This window comes from Mycobacterium sp., from assembly GCF_049673265.1.
Taxonomy (GTDB): Bacteria; Actinomycetota; Actinomycetes; order Mycobacteriales; family Mycobacteriaceae; genus Mycobacterium.
In genome coordinates this window covers 1-17810 of record NZ_JBATXN010000309.1, presented here as the reverse complement: position 1 = coordinate 17810, position 17810 = coordinate 1, and the positions used below count along the sequence as shown (strand labels likewise).

General features: G+C 63.2%; 21 protein-coding genes. 11 read left to right on the top strand and 10 right to left on the bottom strand.

Features of this window, described 5'->3' with window-relative positions; translation table 11 throughout:
- From WBF82_RS10980 to WBF82_RS10950, 7 genes are all read left to right on the top strand, one after another.
- Positions 1-466 (top strand): thiolase C-terminal domain-containing protein (locus WBF82_RS10980; protein ID WP_424383063.1); only part of this gene is annotated, 466 nt, incomplete at its 5' end.
- Complete coding sequence (locus WBF82_RS10975) at positions 463-1344, top strand: TIGR03619 family F420-dependent LLM class oxidoreductase (RefSeq protein ID WP_424383062.1); 882 nt, start codon at positions 463-465, stop codon at positions 1342-1344. The genes WBF82_RS10980 and WBF82_RS10975, both read left to right, overlap by 4 nt.
- The gene (locus WBF82_RS10970) at positions 1341-1748 is read left to right on the top strand and encodes a nuclear transport factor 2 family protein (RefSeq protein WP_424383061.1); all 408 of its coding nucleotides are present in this window, start codon (positions 1341-1343) and stop codon (positions 1746-1748) included. Before WBF82_RS10975 ends, WBF82_RS10970 begins: the two co-directional genes overlap by 4 nt.
- A 111-nt stretch (positions 1749-1859) precedes the next feature.
- Entirely contained in the window at positions 1860-2450 is a 591-nt protein-coding gene (locus tag WBF82_RS10965; RefSeq protein WP_424383067.1) for a DUF4389 domain-containing protein, read from the top strand.
- Positions 2437-3090 (top strand): class I SAM-dependent methyltransferase, encoded by a 654-nt coding sequence (locus tag WBF82_RS10960; protein WP_424383060.1) that lies wholly within the window; start codon positions 2437-2439, stop codon positions 3088-3090. Before WBF82_RS10965 ends, WBF82_RS10960 begins: the two co-directional genes overlap by 14 nt.
- A gap of 311 nt (positions 3091-3401) precedes the next feature.
- Entirely contained in the window at positions 3402-3866 is a 465-nt protein-coding gene (locus tag WBF82_RS10955) for a hypothetical protein (RefSeq protein ID WP_424383059.1), read from the top strand.
- 219 nt (positions 3867-4085) lie between these two features.
- The gene (locus WBF82_RS10950; RefSeq protein WP_424383058.1) at positions 4086-4553 is read left to right on the top strand and encodes a hypothetical protein; all 468 of its coding nucleotides are present in this window, start codon (positions 4086-4088) and stop codon (positions 4551-4553) included.
- Positions 4554-4578: 25 nt separating this feature from the next.
- Here the strand turns inward: WBF82_RS10950 and WBF82_RS10945 are convergent, their stop codons facing one another.
- The gene (locus tag WBF82_RS10945) at positions 4579-7083 is read right to left on the bottom strand and encodes an FtsX-like permease family protein (RefSeq protein ID WP_424383057.1); all 2505 of its coding nucleotides are present in this window, start codon (positions 7081-7083) and stop codon (positions 4579-4581) included.
- Positions 7080-7778, bottom strand: coding sequence for an ABC transporter ATP-binding protein (locus WBF82_RS10940; protein WP_424383066.1), 699 nt, complete (start codon positions 7776-7778; stop codon positions 7080-7082). Before WBF82_RS10940 ends, WBF82_RS10945 begins: the two co-directional genes overlap by 4 nt.
- A gap of 279 nt (positions 7779-8057) precedes the next feature.
- On the opposite strand from WBF82_RS10940, the gene WBF82_RS10935 reads away from it, so the two are divergent.
- Positions 8058-8723, top strand: coding sequence for an SRPBCC family protein (locus WBF82_RS10935; protein WP_424383056.1), 666 nt, complete (start codon positions 8058-8060; stop codon positions 8721-8723).
- Positions 8724-8740: 17 nt separating this feature from the next.
- On the opposite strand, the gene WBF82_RS10930 is transcribed toward WBF82_RS10935, so the two are convergent.
- Positions 8741-9265, bottom strand: coding sequence for a gamma carbonic anhydrase family protein (locus WBF82_RS10930; RefSeq protein WP_424383055.1), 525 nt, complete (start codon positions 9263-9265; stop codon positions 8741-8743).
- Between the two features lie 145 nt (positions 9266-9410).
- On the opposite strand from WBF82_RS10930, the gene WBF82_RS10925 reads away from it, so the two are divergent.
- Positions 9411-10571, top strand: a complete 1161-nt coding sequence (locus tag WBF82_RS10925) for a Rieske 2Fe-2S domain-containing protein (RefSeq protein ID WP_424383054.1) — start codon at positions 9411-9413, stop codon at positions 10569-10571.
- Positions 10571-11035: a hypothetical protein gene (locus tag WBF82_RS10920; RefSeq protein WP_424383065.1), complete on the top strand. Its 465-nt coding sequence runs from the start codon at positions 10571-10573 to the stop codon at positions 11033-11035. Before WBF82_RS10925 ends, WBF82_RS10920 begins: the two co-directional genes overlap by 1 nt.
- 7 nt (positions 11036-11042) lie before the next feature.
- On the opposite strand, the gene WBF82_RS10915 is transcribed toward WBF82_RS10920, so the two are convergent.
- The 7 genes from WBF82_RS10915 to WBF82_RS10885 all read right to left on the bottom strand — a co-directional run bounded on the left by WBF82_RS10915 (position 11043) and on the right by WBF82_RS10885 (position 17376).
- Positions 11043-12188, bottom strand: a complete 1146-nt coding sequence (locus WBF82_RS10915; RefSeq protein ID WP_424383053.1) for a sulfotransferase family protein — start codon at positions 12186-12188, stop codon at positions 11043-11045.
- Positions 12188-12970: an SDR family oxidoreductase gene (locus WBF82_RS10910; RefSeq protein ID WP_424383052.1), complete on the bottom strand. Its 783-nt coding sequence runs from the start codon at positions 12968-12970 to the stop codon at positions 12188-12190. Before WBF82_RS10910 ends, WBF82_RS10915 begins: the two co-directional genes overlap by 1 nt.
- On the bottom strand, positions 12967-14094 hold the full coding sequence (locus WBF82_RS10905; RefSeq protein ID WP_424383051.1) for a hypothetical protein: 1128 nt from the start codon (positions 14092-14094) through the stop codon (positions 12967-12969). Before WBF82_RS10905 ends, WBF82_RS10910 begins: the two co-directional genes overlap by 4 nt.
- 95 nt (positions 14095-14189) lie before the next feature.
- On the bottom strand, positions 14190-14492 hold the full coding sequence (locus WBF82_RS10900; RefSeq protein ID WP_424383064.1) for a hypothetical protein: 303 nt from the start codon (positions 14490-14492) through the stop codon (positions 14190-14192).
- A 105-nt stretch (positions 14493-14597) separates the two neighbouring features.
- A complete protein-coding gene (gene dmpG / locus WBF82_RS10895; protein WP_424383050.1) occupies positions 14598-15662 on the bottom strand; it encodes a 4-hydroxy-2-oxovalerate aldolase in 1065 nt (354 codons plus the stop codon).
- Positions 15659-16579 (bottom strand): acetaldehyde dehydrogenase (acetylating), encoded by a 921-nt coding sequence (locus WBF82_RS10890; protein WP_424383049.1) that lies wholly within the window; start codon positions 16577-16579, stop codon positions 15659-15661. Before WBF82_RS10890 ends, dmpG begins: the two co-directional genes overlap by 4 nt.
- 11 nt (positions 16580-16590) lie before the next feature.
- Positions 16591-17376 (bottom strand): 2-keto-4-pentenoate hydratase, encoded by a 786-nt coding sequence (locus tag WBF82_RS10885; protein WP_424383048.1) that lies wholly within the window; start codon positions 17374-17376, stop codon positions 16591-16593.
- Positions 17377-17448: 72 nt separating this feature from the next.
- On the opposite strand from WBF82_RS10885, the gene WBF82_RS10880 reads away from it, so the two are divergent.
- On the top strand, positions 17449-17810 hold a 362-nt coding region (locus WBF82_RS10880), incomplete at its 3' end, for an FAD-dependent oxidoreductase (RefSeq protein WP_424383047.1).

The window sequence follows — 17810 nt, the reverse complement described above, 5'->3', positions numbered from 1 at the left end:
GTGGATCCACGCCACCGCGCTGCGTACCGAGCCGCTGGCGTACTCCGGCCGCGACCAGGTCAACCCGCAGGCCGGGCGCGATGCCGCCAAGGCGCTGTGGAAGGCGGCGGGCATCACCAGCCCGATCGACGAGATCGACGCCGCCGAGATCTACGTGCCGTTCTCGTGGTTCGAACCGATGTGGCTGGAGAACCTCGGGTTCGCCCCCGAGGGCGAAGGCTGGAAGCTCACCGAGGCAGGCGAAACCGCGATCGGCGGCCGGATCCCGCTCAACGCCTCGGGCGGCGTGCTGTCGTCGAACCCGATCGGCGCCTCCGGCCTGATCCGCTTCGCCGAGGCGGCTATCCAGGTGATGGGCAAGGCGGGCGATCACCAAGTTCCCAACGTGCGCAAGGCACTTGGGCACGCCTACGGCGGCGGCTCGCAGTATTACTCGATGTGGGTAGTGGGGGCTGACAAGCCGTGAAGTACACCTGCAGCGTCGCGATGGGCCCGGTCGATCAGCTGACCGAGCTGGCCAAAACCGCCGAGGAGGTGGGGTTCGACGCAATCGCGCTGCCCGACTCGTTGTTCTACATGGAGAAGGCCGCCGCCGATTACCCGTACACCGCCGACGGATCACGGATGTGGAACGAGGACACCCCGTGGGTTGATCCCCTGATCGCCGCCGGCGCGATGGGCGCGGTCACCTCGAAGCTGTTTTTCTACACCAACGTGATGAAACTCGGCTCGCGCAACCCGCTGCTGCTTGCCCGCCAGGTCGGCTCGGTGGCCAACTTGACCAACAACAGGTTCGGCTTCGGTGTTGGAATCGGCTGGGCGCCAGAAGAATTCGAGTGGTGCGGGGTGCCGTATGCGCGGCGTGGCAAACGCGTCGACGAGATGATCAAGGTCATCAAGCTCGTGCTGGACGGCGGGATGGTCGAATTCCACGGCGATTTCTACGATTTCGACCGCCTGCAGATGAGCCCGGCTCCGAGCAAACCGGTGCCGTTCTACGTCGGCGGTCACACCGACGTAGCGCTGAAGCGTGCCGCGCGGGTCAGCGACGGGTGGACCAGCGCGATGATGACCTGCGACCAGCTTGCCGAGACGATCGGCAAGATCAAGGCGTTGCTGGCCGAATACGACCGTGCAGATGTGCCTTTCGAATATCAGGCGGTGTGCATCGACAAGTTCGGTGTGGACGGGCATCGGGAACTGGCCGAGGTCGGTGTCACCGACAACATCGTCATCCCCTGGATGTTCGACGGGCTCGGCTTTGATGCGCCGCTGGATAAAAAGAAAGACTCGCTGAAGCGATTCGCCGACACTTATATTCACTCGGGATGGCAGGACAAATGACGAAGTCGCCCGCACACCTGGCCGGAAAGCGCTCCCGCGATGCGGTGACAGCCAGAGACAAAGACACGTGGCTGGCGGTGTTCGCCGACGACGCCATCGTCGAGGACCCGATCGGGCCGTCACATTTCGATCCCGAGGGCAAAGGGCATCGTGGCCGCGACGCTATTTCGGCGTTTTGGGACAAGGCAATTGCGCCGACGGACAAGATCGAGTTCCACTTCCGCGACACCTACCAGTGCGGCAACGAGGAAGCCAACGTCGGCCACATCCTGATCACCGCGGCCGGATACCAGGTCACCGCCGAAGGTGTGTTCACCTACAAGGCCAATGACCAGGGCCAGCTGGTGGCGCTGCGTGCGTACTGGGAGGTCGACCAGGCGACCGCGAACGCGCGCAAAATCTGAACCCAGCGCTCCGCGGCCCCGTATTCACATTGGAGTGACCTGCGTATCGGCCTGGGGAGTTGCAGGATGGACAGCGTGGACGAGCCTGTTCTCAGGGACGATCCCGTACGGGTGCGGGGCGATTTAGACGCGCCCTCGCGCTGGCTCTGCCTGGTCAAGTGGTGCGTGCTGGCGGTGCCGCACTACCCGATATTGATACTGCTCTACCTGGCCTACCCGCTGGTGACCATCGTCGCCGGCGTCGCCATCTTGTTCACCGGACGGTATCCGCGCCCGCTTTTCGACTTCAACGTCGGGGTGCTGCGGTGGTCGTGGCGGGTGATGAATTACCGATTTCCGATGAACGGCACAGACCAGTACCCGCCTTTCACGCTCGCGTCTCGGCCGGACTACCCCGGCGATCTCGAGGTCGACTATCCGGAACGGCTCACCAACTGGGCGGTGCTGGTGAAGTGGTGGCTGTTGGCCCTCCCGCAGATACTGCTGTGCTGGGCGATGGAGCCGTTTTTGCAAGTGCTTTGCGTTATCAACGCGGTGTGGTTGGTCTGCATCGGGACGATCAACCAGGGCATGTTCGACCTTCTCTTGGGCATGGTTCGGTGGCGCTATCGGGTGGCCGTCTACGTCTCGTTGATGCGCGACGAATATCCGCCGTTCCGAATGGATCTGGGGAACCTGCAGGTGAGAAGTGGCACACCGTAATCCCTTATTTCCCTATATCTATCGACTCGGCATGCCGATCTTCGACCGGCTGTTCTACCGCCGGTATCGCCGAGAGGCGATGGGCAATGCCACCGGGCGGCTGCTGCTCGTCGGTCTCGGGCCGGGAACCGACTTGCTGTTCATTCCCCCCGCGGTGACATCGGTCGCTGCCGTAGAACCGGAGGCAGCGATGCGTCGAATGGCTTCCGCGCTCGCTCACCGTCGTGGCATCGCGGCCGACATCGTCGATGGGACCGGCGAGGCGATTCCCTTTCCGGACAACAGTTTTGACTCGGTGCACGTCGGGCTTGTGTTGTGCTCGGTCGACGATGTTGCCGCTACCCTCGGCGAGATCCGCCGGGTGCTCGCACCCGGCGGCAGGCTGGTGGTCCTCGAGCATGTCCGCGGGGATGGCGTGATCGGACGGTTCCAAGACCTGATCGCTAAGCCGTGGTCCTGGCTGGCGTCCGGTTGCGAGCCGAACCGCCGAACCATCGACGCGATTGCCGCGGCCGGATTCGATACCGGGGGACTGCGGAGCATCCGACGAACGCTGGTGCCGCCTCCGTGCACCCCTCATTTGCAAGGGGTCGCCATCGTCACCGACGCAACACCTAAACCTGGGTCTCGATCCCCTTAAGAAATCGTTATCGTCCGTTCATCTAGCATTCAGCTTTTGGCTACCAGTTGTTCATTAGTGACCCGTGTCACCAATATGCCGAACATTCGCTGGTCGCGAGTGTCCGACAGTGGGCGACCCACAACATCACCAATACACCGGAGGGAGCGCACCGCCGCCTGGGGAGTCCACAACGCCTTATCCAGCGATGTAAGAAGTGGAGTTTCCCATGAGTCACCAGGTCCTGATGCGATGTTTCGCTCAGGTTTTCTTGGGTGGGCGCTCAGCTTCCCTAACAGCCACCTAGATCACACTCTCGATTGGAGTCTCCAATGAGCGCTCGGCCTTTGACACTCGTTCTCGGCACGGCTGCCGGTGCTTTCCTCGCCGCGGGGCTCATCCCGTTGGCAACCAGCCCCGTTGCCCACGCTTGCGTGGACGACGCCCTGGGGTGCGACACGGACTTCATTTCTGCCACCGATCCACTGTTGAAGATGTTTGGGATCACGGAGATCGGAGCCGCCGACCCTGACGACAATTTCGAAGGAATGATTCTCAGCATGCCGTCTATGGGTTGGACGGATGTGTTGACATCTGGGGCTGACCCCTCGGATTCCTTGGCTGGGTTGGGGATTACGATCCCCGACGACAGCGGCATAGGGATGGCCGGCGTGACCGTCAACACGTTCGTGGACTCGATGGCCCCAGGCCTCGACAGCTCCTTCACCATTCCTTTCACGGATCCCCTCGCCTCGCTGTGGGATTTCCTTGTCGCAAACGCCTTCTTTGGCCTCTGAGGTGGATAGCTGAACCGAGACCAACATCGCGTTAGTCAGCGCCGACAGCTCACGGATCCGCTCACCGAGTTGTGGATTGCGCTTGTCTTTGGCTGCTGATCCCATCGGCCGGGGATCGACCTGGCCAGGCTGCTTTCGCTCAGGTTTTTTTGGGTATACGCTCAGGTCCTTACTAGCCTAGAAGTGAGCTAGATCACACACCTGTGATTGGAGTCTCCGATGAGTACTCGCCATAAGACACTCGTTCTCGGCACGGCTGCCGGTGCTTTGCTGGCGGCCGGGCTGATCCCACTGGCAGCCATCCCCGTCGCCCACGCCGACGGGGATGATGCCACTCCCACTGCAGACACCGACTTCATGACTGCCACCGACAAATTGCTTGCCCTCTTTGGCGTCAACGACGTGGGCGTCGCCGACGCTGGCGACAACTATGAAGCGATGGTTGTGACCATCCCGGGGACGGGCATCACGGATGTGTTGACTTCCGGGACCGACCCGTCGGAGGCCTTGACTGCATTTGGGGCAACCCCTACCGAGGCTCTAGGGATGGCCACCGTGACAGTCAACACGTTCACGGACACGATGATGCCAAGCCTCGATCCCCTGTTCTCGTTCACGATTCCCTTCACGGACCCCCTTGCGCCGCTGTGGGATTTCCTTGTGGCAAACGCCTTCTTCGGCCTCTGAGGTAGATCACTGAACTGAGAGAGCCCTACTCGACGCCGACGGCCTCGATGATGTTCAGCCTCGCCGCGCGTCGCGCCGGCGGCAGCGATCCGAGCAGGCTGATCGCCAGCGCGCCCACGGTGAACACGAGTGCCATCGGGCTCGGCCGGAAGCCAACGTTGAAATTCATGATGTCGCCGCTGACGAGGCTGTAGAGCCACTGGTCCGCCAAGCCAAATAGCAGGCCGCAGACGCCGCCGACGACACCGATGGCCGCTGCCTCGGCCAGGATCATCCGCACGGTGAACCGACGGCTGGTTCCCATCGCCCGCAGCACCCCGATTTCACGACGCCGTTCGAGCACCGAAAGCGTCAACGTGTTGAAAAGCGCCACCGCCGCGACGAATACAACAACGATCCATACGGCGTTGGCGATGAACATGCTCTGATGCAGCGGCGCCTCCATCCCGGCCAGCGCCGTGCGACCGTTGTAGACATAATTCGGTGAAGGCACCACACGGCGGACGTCGGCCAATAACCGATTCGGATCCACACCCGGGGCCGCAGCGATCTGGAGTGCTGTCGCTGCGGGACGGTCGAACCACGTCCGCATTCGCTCGAGGTCTATCCCGACGGTGCCGATGACCGTCGAGAAGTACGGGACCAGCGCAAGTACAGCCGTCTGCCGCGAGCCGTGTGGCGTTTGCAGCTGGAGGCTGTCGCCGACCCGAACGTGAAGGGTCTTGCCGAGGTTCTGCGACAGCACCACGCCCCGACCGGCGAGCACCGCATTGCGAACCTGTTCCCCGAGCGCGCGATAGAGCGGATCGGCACTCCCGGCGGAGAACCCATCGAGCATCACCCGCGTTCCGCCGACCTCGGCGAAGCCGAATGCGCCCTGGGTGACCCGTTTTACCCCCGGCACTTTCGCGACCTTGCCGGCAAGATCCTGCGGCAGCGGGTCAGCCGCATAACTGTCCGGAGGATCCGCGGTAACCCACAGGTCCACACCGGCGACCGGCGCGAAGATGGCCCGTGCCGACCGGATCATGTCGGCGTTCGTACCGGTGATCACGACGGTGGTGACTACTGCGATGAGCACCGTCATCACCGTGGCCCACACCCGCCGGGGTGCACGCTCGATGGTCGCCGCCGCAAGCGGCCCAACCGATCCGAACATCCGGGCCATTGCCGCCGTCGCGCTGACGATGGGCCCGGTGAGTGCGAAGCCGAGCGCGATCTCAGCACTGAACAGAGCAAAGATCGCGACGAATGCGAGCGTGCCGCGTTGGGCCACGACGATCAGGATCGACGCCGCGAACACCGCCACGGCTGCAATACCGGCTACCAGCCGCAGCCATCGCGGCACGAAATCGGCCGCTGACACCCCCACCGGTGCCAAGGCCTCGATCGGCGAAACCTTGTACACCTGACGCGCAGCCATCGCCGATGCTGCGGCGCTGGTAAGCACCGTCGCGGCCAGCGCCACCGGTATCGCGTAACCGGGCAGCCAGTACTCGATCCGAGCTTCGAGCCCTTGGGTTATCGCCGGCGGCAATCGTCCAATCGCGATACGACCCATGATTATTCCGAGGCCCGACCCGATCGCTCCGCCGATCACTCCGAGAATCGCAGCTTCGGCGAGCAAGTCGCGGACGATGGTGACGCGTCGGCCGCCGATCGCGCGCAGCATCGAGATGACCGGCCGGCGCTGCGTGATCGCCATCGTCATCGTGGTGTAGATCAGGAAAGCGCCGACAACCAACGCAACTCCCGCACCCATCAACGCCATGTAGTTCATCAGCTTGACGCCGTCGCCGGCCCGGGTCGCCCGCATACTCGGATCCGCAACGATGGCCCGGCCCTTCACGGCGGCGGTGACCGCGGCACGCACGGCTGCGAGATTGGCGCCGGGTTTCGTAGTGATCAGTATCGAGTCGAGCTGCCCTTTTCGCCCGGCGATGTTCTGCGCCAATGCAAGTGGAGCGAGGACGTAGTGTCCGCTGTTGAGGTTCGCAAGCTGCTTGCCGGTGAGCACTTCGGTGACTGCGACCGAAGCCGAGCCCAGCCGGAATGTCTCGCCTTTAGTGTGACCGACACCGGGCCCGACCTGGACGCCGTTGGGGTTGTCGGACAGCGCCTTTAGTGGCTTCTGCACGGCGTCTTTCAAGGCGCCACCCAACGCAGCGCTGCTTTTGTCTGCGCCGAACAGCAGCACGGGACCTGATGACGTGCGCGCAGAAGTCCGAATCATCGGTGCCGCGGTCGCCACACCGGGAACCGCGGCGACATCGGCCGTGATTGTGTCAGGAAATCCCGCGTCGGTAATGCCCGACACCTCGAGCGCGGCGACTCCCGCGATCCCATCGGCCAGCCGGTTAACCGATCCGGTGATCGATCCGAAAATCCCGAATACCGCAACGAGATACATTGCAGATACTGCCATTACGGCGATTGAGGCTGTCGTACGCCGACGGTGCACAATGAGTTCGCGCAGGCTGAACACACGTAGCCGGCTGGACGTAGCCGCGACGGCAGAGGCCAGTCTCATCCCGGCACCGCTGACAACTCGTCGGAACCGACCCGTCCGTCTTGGAGGGTGATCACTCGATCCGTTATCGCTGCGGCACTGGAGTTGTGGGTCACCATCACCACCAGCCGACTACCGCCATCCTCGTGCGCCACCTCGGCAAGGAGCGCCAAGATCGAAGCGCCCGTTGCGGAGTCCAGGTTCCCGGTCGGTTCGTCGGCAAGAATCAGCGACGGGTTCATCATCAACGACCGCGCGACTGCGACCCGCTGCATTTGACCGCCCGACAGTTCCGCCGGCCGGTGCTGGGTCCGGTTACCAAGGCCAACGCGGTCCAACAGCCGAATGGCATCCGACTTGACCTTGCCCAGCCTGACACCGTCGAGCAGCTTCGGGACTGCCACGTTTTCCCACGCCGACAACGTCGGCAACAAGTTGAAGAACTGAAAGACGAACCCGACGCGATGATGGCGAAATTCCGACTGTTGTTCGTCGCTGAGGTGGCCAATCTCGTCGCCGTCGAATTTGATCGAGCCGGAATCGGGGGAATCCAATGCGCCGAGCAGGTGCAGCAATGTGCTCTTGCCGGCGCCCGACGGCCCGACGACCGATACAAATTGCCCGCCCCCGAACCGCAGGCTGATCTGGTCGAGCGCGCGCACCCGCTGACCCCCGATCCGGTATTCGCGCACCACATCGCGAAGTTCGATCGTCAGCTCGTGCTTTGGTGTGTCGCAGGTATCGAGTCGTCCGATCATGGCCCTCCCGCGAGACCGCAGCATTCAGCCAGCCGCGGCGACCTGTACGCGACCGACTGCCATGCCCATGCGAGCATCATGTCGCAAAGGCACTGGTATGGGGTATAACGAGCCCGAATCCCAATCGGTTCAATCGTGATAGCCCGTATAAATTCCCGTCCACAGATTTACAATACGTGTATAATTCGAATGGCGAAATCCCCGTGTTTGCAACGTTTTTAACAGGAGACCGATCCGATGTCGCTGCCCGCGCTTGAAGATATCGTCGCCCACACCGGCAACACCGAGCCGATCGACGGAGTAACCCGGATCGAAACCAGCCCGCGGGAGAAGGCCACGCCGATCATCATGGAAATGATGCACTCGGTGTACCCGCACGATGAGGTGTTCGGCCAGTACATCACCGTCAACGACTACATCGACTGCCCGCCCGATGAACTATTCGCCTACATGTCCGATGCCCGGTGCCTGGAAGAATGGACCTACAGTCTGCGCGGGTTTACCGAGACCGATGAGCCAGGACTGTGGCAGGCCTACGACCGGCTGGGTTCGGAGACCAAGATCTACGTCCGTACGGTGGCCGGCGAGCAGGGTCGCACGGTGGATTACCACTGCGCGTGGGACCAGGGCAAGCATCTGTGGATGATCTATCTGATGCGGGTCGTCGACGCACAAACGGTGCTCGACAAGCCCGGCTCGGTGGTGCTGTGGACCAACTGCCACCATCCGTTCTACGAGCAGAACCCGTACCCGGACGCCGCTCCCTCGGAGCGCCCGGTCTGGGTCGGCGATTTCTGGGACATGTTCGGCGCCGGCCATCTGCTGGAAATGAAAAACCTCAAGGCAATTGCCGAATACCGCCATCACAATGGGCTCCCGGTGACACCGGACTGGATGCGGTAAGCCGAAATATCGTGAGGCTAAATAGGTTCCAGGCCAGTCAGATAACGCTGAGCCAGGTCCTGATAGGCCTTCGGGTTCACGTTCACCCACATTTCCGCGCCGGTGCCCGCGATCGGACCCTTGACCGTGGCAGGTACCCCGACCACCAGCACCTCGTCGGGAATCTTGGTGCCGCCCACTACCAATGCGCCGGCGGCGACCATGGTGCGTGAACCAATCACCGCGCCGTCGAGGACGGTGGCATGGTTGGCGATCAGCGCCTCGGCCCCGATATGGGCCCCGTGGATCAGGCACATGTGCGCCACCGTTGCGCCCGGTCCGATGTCGACCGGGATGCCGGGAGGTGCGTGCAACACCGAGCCGTCCTGCACGTTGGCCCCCTCACGCACGATGACGGGCGCATAGTCGGCGCGCAGCACGGTGTTGAACCACACCGACGCGCCGGCCTCGATCGTGACGTCGCCGATCAAGGTAGCGGTTGGTGCCACGAAGGCCGTGGGATCGACCTTCGGCGATCGGCCTTCGAAGGAGAACAGCGGCATCGTTCACATATACCCCAGGCCGGGTATTCCAGCGTCCAGACCTTATTAACCGACAGTAAAGCCCGTCGTCTTGCGCTGTGATTGCGCTACCGCGCATGAAAACTGTAACGTGTTCTAGTTAGAAGCTGACGAAGTTGGAGGCCTCATGGCTACCGAGACTGCCGGTGTTCGCGAGATCGACGCCGGCACCCTGCCCGACCGCTACGCGCGCGGCTGGCATTGCCTTGGCCCGGTCAAGGATTACCTGGACGGCGAACCCCACGGAGTCGAGGCGTTCGGCACCCACCTTGTCGTGTTCGCCGACTCGCACGGCGACGTGCACGTCCTCGACGGCTATTGCCGGCACATGGGCGGCAACCTGGCACAGGGCACCGTCAAGGGCGACGAAGTCGCCTGCCCGTTCCACGACTGGCGCTGGGGCGGCGATGGCCGCTGCAAGCTGGTCCCCTACGCCAAGCGCACACCCAAGACGGCGCGCACCCGGTCGTGGGCCACTGATGTGCGCGGCGGTCTGCTGTTCGTCTGGCACGACCACGAAAACAATCCGCCGGATCCCGCCGTGCAGATTCCCGACATCCCGGAAGCCCACAGCGACGAGTGGACCGAGTGGCGGTGGAACAGCATCCTCATTGAGGGGTCCAACTGCCGCGACATCATCGACAACGTCACCGACATGGCACACTTCTTCTACATCCATCTGGGGTTGCCGACCTACTTCAAAAACGTCTTCGAGGGTCACATCGCGTCGCAGTACCTGCACAACGTCGGCCGGCCCGACGTCAACGATCTCGGCACGTCTTATGGTGAGGCGCACCTGGATTCGGAGGCGTCCTACTTCGGGCCGTCATTCATGATCAACTGGCTGCACAACCGCTACGGCGATTACAAAGCCGAGTCGATTCTGATCAACTGCCACTACCCAGTAACCCAGGATTCGTTCGTGCTGCAGTGGGGCGTCATCGTCGAAAAGCCCAAGGGCATGGACGAGGCGATGACCGAGAAGCTCTCCAGGGTCTTCACTGAAGGTGTCAGCAAGGGCTTTTTGCAAGACGTCGAGATCTGGAAGCACAAGACCCGCATCGACAATCCGCTGTTGGTCGAGGAGGACGGCGCCGTCTACCAGATGCGACGGTGGTATCAGCAGTTCTACGTCGACGCCGCCGATGTCACGCCGGACATGACCGATCGCTTCGAGATTGAGGTGGATACCACCATCGCCAACGAGAAGTGGCATGTCGAGGTCGAGGAAAATCTGCAACGGCAGGCCTCTGACCAAGATGAAAAGGCGGAGCAGCCGGCGACATGATTCCGCCCGATGAGCCGCCCGACGTCGATCGGCTGGCTCGGTCGATGCTGATGCTTCATGGCGATCACGACAGCCATGACGAGCCGGCACCGGCCGCTCGTGGGAGGCGCGGCGGATCCTGGTCTAAGGCACCGGCTTTCGCTGATGATCCGAAACGCGCCGCCGCGGTGCGTGAGGCCACCCAGGCCGACCGGACCCGTTACCTGACATCGGGTCTACAGCCGGTGGATTGCCGGTTCTGTCATGCCACGGTCACCGTCAAACGGCTCGGGCCGGGGCATACCGCGGTGCAGTGGAATGCCGAAGCATCACAGCGCTGCGCATATTTCGCCGAACTGCGTGCGTCCGGGGAGCACAGCGCCCGCACCCGGTCCTGCCCGAAACTGGCCGACAGCATCGAACACGCCGTTGCCGAGGGCTATTTGGACGCGGAGTCGACCGCCCTGCCAGCCGGCGACGACTAACGGCGTATCACAGCCCGGCGAAGCGCTCCTTGACTTCTTCGGCGGTCAGCCCATAGTCCGCTAACGAGTACTTGTGCTTGGGTGCACGTTCGCCGGATTGGCTTTCAGCATGGCTCTTTTCCATCGCCTGCCGGGCTTCGTCGGTTAGCGGGATATCGAAGTGGCGGTAGACGTCTGCCACCACGCCGATCGGGTCGGCGATCAACTCGCGGTAGTCGACGTCATAGAACTGAGCCGGGTCATAATTGGCACGCGCGGTGTTGAACCGCTCCAAACCACGTGACCAGGTTTCCATTGAGTCAGCGCCGATTTGAGAGCCGACGTAGGTCGTCGACCAGCCATCGGCAGTGTGCTGCGCCAGCGAACACATCGAGGCCATGATCGTCTCGACAGGTCGGTGCGTCTGGATGACCAGCGCGTCGGGATAGGTCGTCATCAGCGCATCCAATGCGAACAGATGACTGGGGTTCTTCAGCACCCACCGCTTGTCGGCATCGTTGAGTCCGATCAGCTGAAGGTTCTTGCGGTGCCGCTGGTATGCAGGCGTCCAGTCCTGCTGCGACAACCACTTTGAATAGCTGGGCAGGTGTGCGAGCGTCTCGTAGGACACCGAATGCAGGGACTGCCGCAGTAGCTGCCAGCATTCCTCCAGCTCGTATGCGGCCATGAAATGCAAGCCGGTGTAGCCGGGGTTCTCCTCGTGGTGCTGATTGAACTGTGCATCGAGTTGGCGATAGAGCGGGTGAGATTCCCAGGTGTCCCGCGGCGGACGCGGCTGCGGGAACTCGGCAAGCCACATGTGCAGACCCTGATGAGCCGGATCGGCACCAAGTAGCCGGTGCAGCGCCGTCGTGCCGGTGCGCACCAATCCGGTGACGAAAATCGGCCGCTTGATGACGACGTCGGCATGTTGCGGGTATTGCTTCCAAGCCGATTCGGAGAGCAGCCTGGCCACTAGCGCGCCACGCAGGAAGAAGCGATTCATCTTGCTGCCCAACACGGTAAGACCCGCTTCGCGCTGGTAAGAGTCCAGCAGCACGCTCAGTGCTTCGCGGTAATTGTCGTCGTCTGCGCCGAAGTCGTCGAGCCCGGTTAGCTTGGTGGCTGAGGCGTGCAGTTCGTCGACGGTGGCGATGTCGGTGCGTTCAGGCATCAGGTGTGGTACTCGCCGCAGTTGACGTCCAGGGTCTGGCCGGTGATGCCGCTGGACAAGTCGCTGGCCATGAAGAGAATTGCCGCCGCCACCTCGTCCTCGGTGGGCAGCCTTTTGAGGTCGGAGTTCGCCGCCGTGGCCTGGTATATCTGTTCAGCCGTGGTGCCGTACTTGCCCGCCTGATGGTTGAAGTAGGCCTGCAGTGTGTCGCCCCAGATATAGCCGGGGGCAACGGAATTGACGCGAATGCCTTGCTCCCCCAGCTCGGTGGCCAACGATTGCGACATCGACAGCAGCGCGGACTTAGCCATCTTGTAGGCGCCGTACTTCGCCTGTGAGTGCCGGATCACCATGGAGTTCACGTTGACGACAGACCCGTGCGACGCAGCCAGCGCCGGGGTGAAGCCCTGGATCAGCCTTAACGCCCCCAGCGCGCTGAGCTCGATTGCGTCGCGGATGTGCTGAAAACTCGTGCCGGCCAATGGTTTCATCGACGGGACCCGGAATGCATTGTTGATCAACACGTCGACTTTACCGTAGGCCTCTAGGGTGGCGTCGACGAGGTTGGCGACCTGATCGTCGTCAGTGATGTCGGTGCGTACGGTGACCGTCCGCCCCCCGGCATCGGCGATCTGCTTGGCGACGTCGTCCAGGCGTTCCGGGGTGCGGGCGGCCAGCACCAAATCGGCACCCTCCCGCGTGCACCGGCGCGCGAGCGTCGTGCCCAGGCCCGGGCCCACCCCGCTGATCACCACGACCTTGCCGTCGAGCATCTTCGTCATCCCAGCATCCTTGCCGCAATTTGCTGGTGGCGCCGCGCAATTCGCTCCCGCCATTCATCATCGGAGATCTTATTGTGCTCGAAATGCGGCAGCTTGGCCGGTATCGCGTCGAAGTCGACCAACTCGGCGGTGGGTCCGTCGGCGTCGGTCAGTTGACGCGATACTCGTTGCCAGCGGAACTGTAGGAATCCCCGCCGATGGCCGAGCGTCTCTACCCAGTTGGTAACGCCCGGATTCTGGTCGGCGACGACGATTCGCACCTTGCCATCCGGATCCGCCTGTGCCTGAGTGTTGTTCAGCGATGTCTGATGGTTGATGTAGTCCAGCGAGATGTACCACAGGCTACCCAGCTGGAAGCCGAGGTAAGGGGCATCGGAGGCCGGGATGGTGATCACCAGCGCTTGATCGGGCCGCAGGTCGAAGTGCCCGACCGACGAATACTGGGTGGCCAGGCCCCCTGGCGTCAACCGGGGCGGGACCATCGTGTTGACCGGGATATCGAGATAGAACCACTGCGGAAACTGCAACCACGTCTTGATCCGATTGACTAGCTGCTTTCCCGCTGTCGCATAACGCTTTTCAATGGTCTGGCGAGTCAGCGGCGGCGGAGCGGTCCCGGCGGTATCCAATCGGGAAATGCACAACGTTCCCCGCCGCGCAGACCAGTCGCCGTAAACCTCACGGATCACCAGCTGGCCGGGGCTGCTCGGTCGCACCTGCCACTGGAAGCTGCCGTCGGCGGCGATCTCCAGCTCGCGGTCGTCGAACGCGGCCTGGCTGGCTGGCACGTTGTCGTCGGTGTACTCGCCGCCGAGCAGCTGAAAGCTCAGGTCGGTGGTGGTGCCGCGCACGCCGGTGACCAAGTAATCACGGTCAGGCTGGACTCGACAGCCGAAGTAGAGGGTGTCGGGGTTGTCCAAGCCCATCTTGGTGAATGGCCCGGTGCCGGACAGCAGCATCGGATGATCGCGCTCGTAGTCGAAGACCATATGCGTGCAAGCCGCTATACACCCGGCCAGATACTGCAGGCCTTCGAGTAGGTCGGCTTCGGTCTCGATATGCGGTGCGGCGGCTACCAGTTTTTCGGCCTCGGCGATTGCGGAGACCAGCGGTTCAGCGGACACGCCTAGACGCTAGAACGTGTTCTAGTTTTCGTCAATGGGCGAACATATCGCGTGTTGGCGCGGGCGCTCGCCGACGAGGCTTGCTCGCTACCTGGTTACGGCACGCACTGCTGCGACAGGTCGATCAGATGCTGCCGCACGTCCGGATGCCGATTCAGGTAATCGATGACGTTGGGCCCGCCGCCCTCGGCCTCGGACCTATCCTGCAGCTGCTGGTGCAGGTCGGGATGCCGCTGCAGGTACTGGTCGATGGAATTACCCACATTCTGATCGCACGCGGCGCTCGCTACGCCCGCCATGGGCAACGCGATCAGCGTCGCGGCCGAGGCGCTCAGCAGGCCACCAGCGAGTAGACGAAATAGTCCGCGGCCACGGGACCATGGGGTTCCGGAAGGCATGGTCATGAAATTGCTCCTTTTGCGCACTGACTCTCGCAGTACTTCGATCTGCTAATCGAGGGTACGCGCGACAGCGTTACCGCAGCCTGTGCTGGAGCTATGAGGCTAATGTGTGACGGCTTCCTGGCCGCTGGCCTGCTCCCGTTTGATCTCCAGCGCGATGTCGATGAGCTGGTCTTCCTGGCCGCCGATCAGCTTGCGCTGGCCGGCCCGGTGCAACAGTTCGTGGGCCGGAACGCCATAGCGCTCGCCCTGGCGAACGGCGTGCTTGAGGAAGCTCGAGTACACCCCGGAATACCCCATGACCAGCGCATTGCGGTCCAGCAGGCATTCGGCGGGCATGGCCGGACGCACGACGTCTTCGGCGGCGTCGGCGATGTCGAAGAAGTCGATGCCCGTCTTGACGCCGATCTTGTCGAACACCCCGATCAGCGCCTCCACCGGTGCGTTACCCGCACCCGCACCGAAGCGGCGCACGCTGCCGTCGATCTGCTTGGCGCCTGCCCGGACCGCCTCCACCGAGTTGGCCACCCCGAGGCCGAGGTTTTCGTGACCGTGGAAACCGACCTGGGCGTCGTCGCCCAGTTCGGCGACCAGCGCCGCCACCCGGTCGCGCACTCCTTCGAGAACGAGCGCTCCGGCCGAGTCGACGACGTAGACGCACTGGCACCCGGCGTCGGCCATGATGCGAGCCTGCGCGGCCAGCTTCTCCGGCGGAATCGTGTGGGCCATCATCAGAAACCCGACGGTTTCCAGTCCCAGCTCGCGGGCCAGCCCGAAGTGCTGGATCGACACGTCGGCCTCGGTGCAGTGGGTGGCGATCCGGCAGATCGACCCGCCGTTGTTCTGGGCCTCTTTGATGTCCTCCTTGGTGCCCACCCCGGGCAGCATCAAGAAGGCGATCTTGGCTTCTTTGGCCGTCTCGGCGGCCAGCTTGATCAGCTCCTGCTCGGGCGTCTTGGAGAACCCGTAATTGAAGCTCGAGCCGCCCAGCCCGTCGCCGTGTGTCACCTCAATCACCGGCACACCCGCGGCGTCCAGGGCGGCCACGATCGCGCCGACCTCGTCCTTGGTGAACTGGTGACGCTTGTGGTGCGAGCCGTCGCGCAGCGACGTGTCGGTCATCCGGACGTCCCAGATCGGGTTGAAGAAAATCTCTCGAGTGCTCATGCCTGCGCTCCTCCCGCCGTCGCGGACAGGGATTCCTTCGCGATTTCCTCGCCGACCTTGGTGGCCGCGGCGGTCATGATGTCGAGGTTGCCCGCATACGGGGGCAGGTAATCGCCCGCGCCCTCGACCTCGACGAACGTGGTGACCAAGGCCTGACCGCCGGAGTGCATCGACGGCTCGTCGAACTGCGGCTCGTTGAGCAATCGGTATCCCGGCACATAGGTCTGTACCTCAGCCACGACATCGTGGATGGACTTCGCGATCGCGTCGCGGTCGGCGTCCTCCGGGATTGCGCAGAAGATGGTGTCGCGCATGATCATCGGCGGGTCGGCCGGGTTGAGGATGATGATCGCCTTGCCGCGTTTGGCGCCGCCGATGGTTTCCACACCCTTGCTGGTGGTCTTGGTGAACTCGTCGATGTTCGCGCGGGTCCCGGGACCCGCGGACACCGAAGCCACCGAGGCGACGATCTCGGCGTAGGGCACGTCCACGACCCTGGAAACGGCGTACACGATCGGGATGGTCGCCTGTCCGCCGCAGGTGATCATGTTCACGTTGGGTGCATCGAGGTGCTCACGCAGGTTCGCCGGCGGGATCACGGCCGGACCGACAGCGGCCGGCGTCAGGTCGATAGCCCGGATCCCGGCTTCGGCGTATTTCGGCGCCGCGTCCCGGTGCACATAGGCGCTGGTCGCCTCGAACACCAGATCGGGCTTCTCGGATTGGGCGAGCAGCCAGTCGACCCCCTCGTGGGTGGTCTCCAGGCCCAGCTTGCGGGCGCGGGCCAGCCCTTCGCTTTCCGGGTCGATCCCCACCATCCAGCGCGGTTCGAGCCACTCCGAGCGCCGAAGTTTGTACAGCAGGTCGGTGCTGATATTGCCCGACCCGACAATGGCGACAGTTGCCTTGGACGGCATGGATGCTCCTTTTACTCGAAAGACAGCCGGACGGACCCGAGGCCTGCGAACCCGGCGACGAAGGTGTCGCCGGGATGGGCGTCGATGGCCCGGGTGCATGAACCGGGTAACACGATGTCACCGGCCCGAAGCCGCACACCAAAGCTTTCCACCTTGCGGGCCAGCCACGCCACTGCGGTGACCGGATTGCCCAAGACCGCGTCGCTGCGGCCCTTGGCCACTACCTCGCCATTACGGGTCAGTTCCGCTTCGATCTGGGTGATGTCGATGTCGGTCGGCGCAACTCGTCCCGCACCCAGCACGAAACCCGCCGACGAGGCGTTGTCGGCGATGGTGTCGCAGAGGGCGATCTTCCAGTCGGTGATCCTGGTGTCGATCAGCTCGATGGATGGCACCAGCGCTTCGGTCGCCGCTATGACGTGGTCTTCGGTGCAATTCGCGCCCGGCAGGTCGTGGGCCAGCACAAAACCGACCTCGACCTCTACCCGCGGGTAGAGGTATTTGTTCGCCCTCACCGGGGTGTCTTCGAATACCTGCATCTCATCGAGCAGATGTCCGTAATCCGGCTCGTCGACGCCCATCATCTGTTGCATCGCCAACGACGAGAGGCCCACTTTGTGCCCCACCACCCGGGCGCCCTCGGCGACCCGCTGGCGGATGTTGATCAGCTGGATCTCGTAGGCATCGACGACGTCGATCTCGGGGTGTCCGGCCGTCAACGGGGCGATCGGCTGGCGGCTGCGCTCAGCCTGCGCGAGATCGGCGGCCAGCACATCGCGGGCGGCTAGCGGGATCATTTACCGAAGTCCCCTCGTTCGTGTGACCGGGGCAGTAGCGCCCGGCCCCGGCAATTCTATAACGTGTTCTACATGACAGCTCAGGAGTTCGACGTCGTCGTGGTCGGGAGCGGCGGCGCCGGCATGGTTGCTGCCCTTGCGGCCGCCCACCGGGGTCTATCGACAATAGTCATCGAGAAGGCCGCCCACTACGGCGGCTCAACAGCCCGCTCAGGCGGCGGCGTGTGGATTCCCAACAACGAGGTGCTCAAGCGCGACGGAGTCAAGGACACCGCCGAAGCGGCCCGCACATACCTACACGGGATCATCGGCGACGTCGTCGAGCCCGAACGCATCGACACCTACCTCGAACGTGGGCCCGAAATGCTGTCGTTCGTGCTGAAGCACACGCCGCTGAAGATGTGCTGGGTGCCCGCGTACTCCGACTATTACCC

Coding starts and splice junctions, on each gene's coding strand:
- WBF82_RS10930 (WP_424383055.1), bottom strand. CDS start 9,265: ATGCCGCTGTTCTCCTTCGAAGGCCGATCGCCGAAGGTCGATCCCACG.
- WBF82_RS10890 (WP_424383049.1), bottom strand. CDS start 16,579: ATGCCGTCCAAGGCAACTGTCGCCATTGTCGGGTCGGGCAATATCAGC.
- WBF82_RS10900 (WP_424383064.1), bottom strand. CDS start 14,492: ATGCCTTCCGGAACCCCATGGTCCCGTGGCCGCGGACTATTTCGTCTA.
- dmpG (WP_424383050.1), bottom strand. CDS start 15,662: ATGAGCACTCGAGAGATTTTCTTCAACCCGATCTGGGACGTCCGGATG.
- WBF82_RS10915 (WP_424383053.1), bottom strand. CDS start 12,188: ATGCCTGAACGCACCGACATCGCCACCGTCGACGAACTGCACGCCTCA.
- WBF82_RS10945 (WP_424383057.1), bottom strand. CDS start 7,083: ATGAGACTGGCCTCTGCCGTCGCGGCTACGTCCAGCCGGCTACGTGTG.
- WBF82_RS10970 (WP_424383061.1), top strand. CDS start 1,341: ATGACGAAGTCGCCCGCACACCTGGCCGGAAAGCGCTCCCGCGATGCG.
- WBF82_RS10885 (WP_424383048.1), bottom strand. CDS start 17,376: ATGATCCCGCTAGCCGCCCGCGATGTGCTGGCCGCCGATCTCGCGCAG.
- WBF82_RS10935 (WP_424383056.1), top strand. CDS start 8,058: ATGTCGCTGCCCGCGCTTGAAGATATCGTCGCCCACACCGGCAACACC.
- WBF82_RS10955 (WP_424383059.1), top strand. CDS start 3,402: ATGAGCGCTCGGCCTTTGACACTCGTTCTCGGCACGGCTGCCGGTGCT.
- WBF82_RS10910 (WP_424383052.1), bottom strand. CDS start 12,970: ATGACGAAGATGCTCGACGGCAAGGTCGTGGTGATCAGCGGGGTGGGC.
- WBF82_RS10925 (WP_424383054.1), top strand. CDS start 9,411: ATGGCTACCGAGACTGCCGGTGTTCGCGAGATCGACGCCGGCACCCTG.
- WBF82_RS10950 (WP_424383058.1), top strand. CDS start 4,086: ATGAGTACTCGCCATAAGACACTCGTTCTCGGCACGGCTGCCGGTGCT.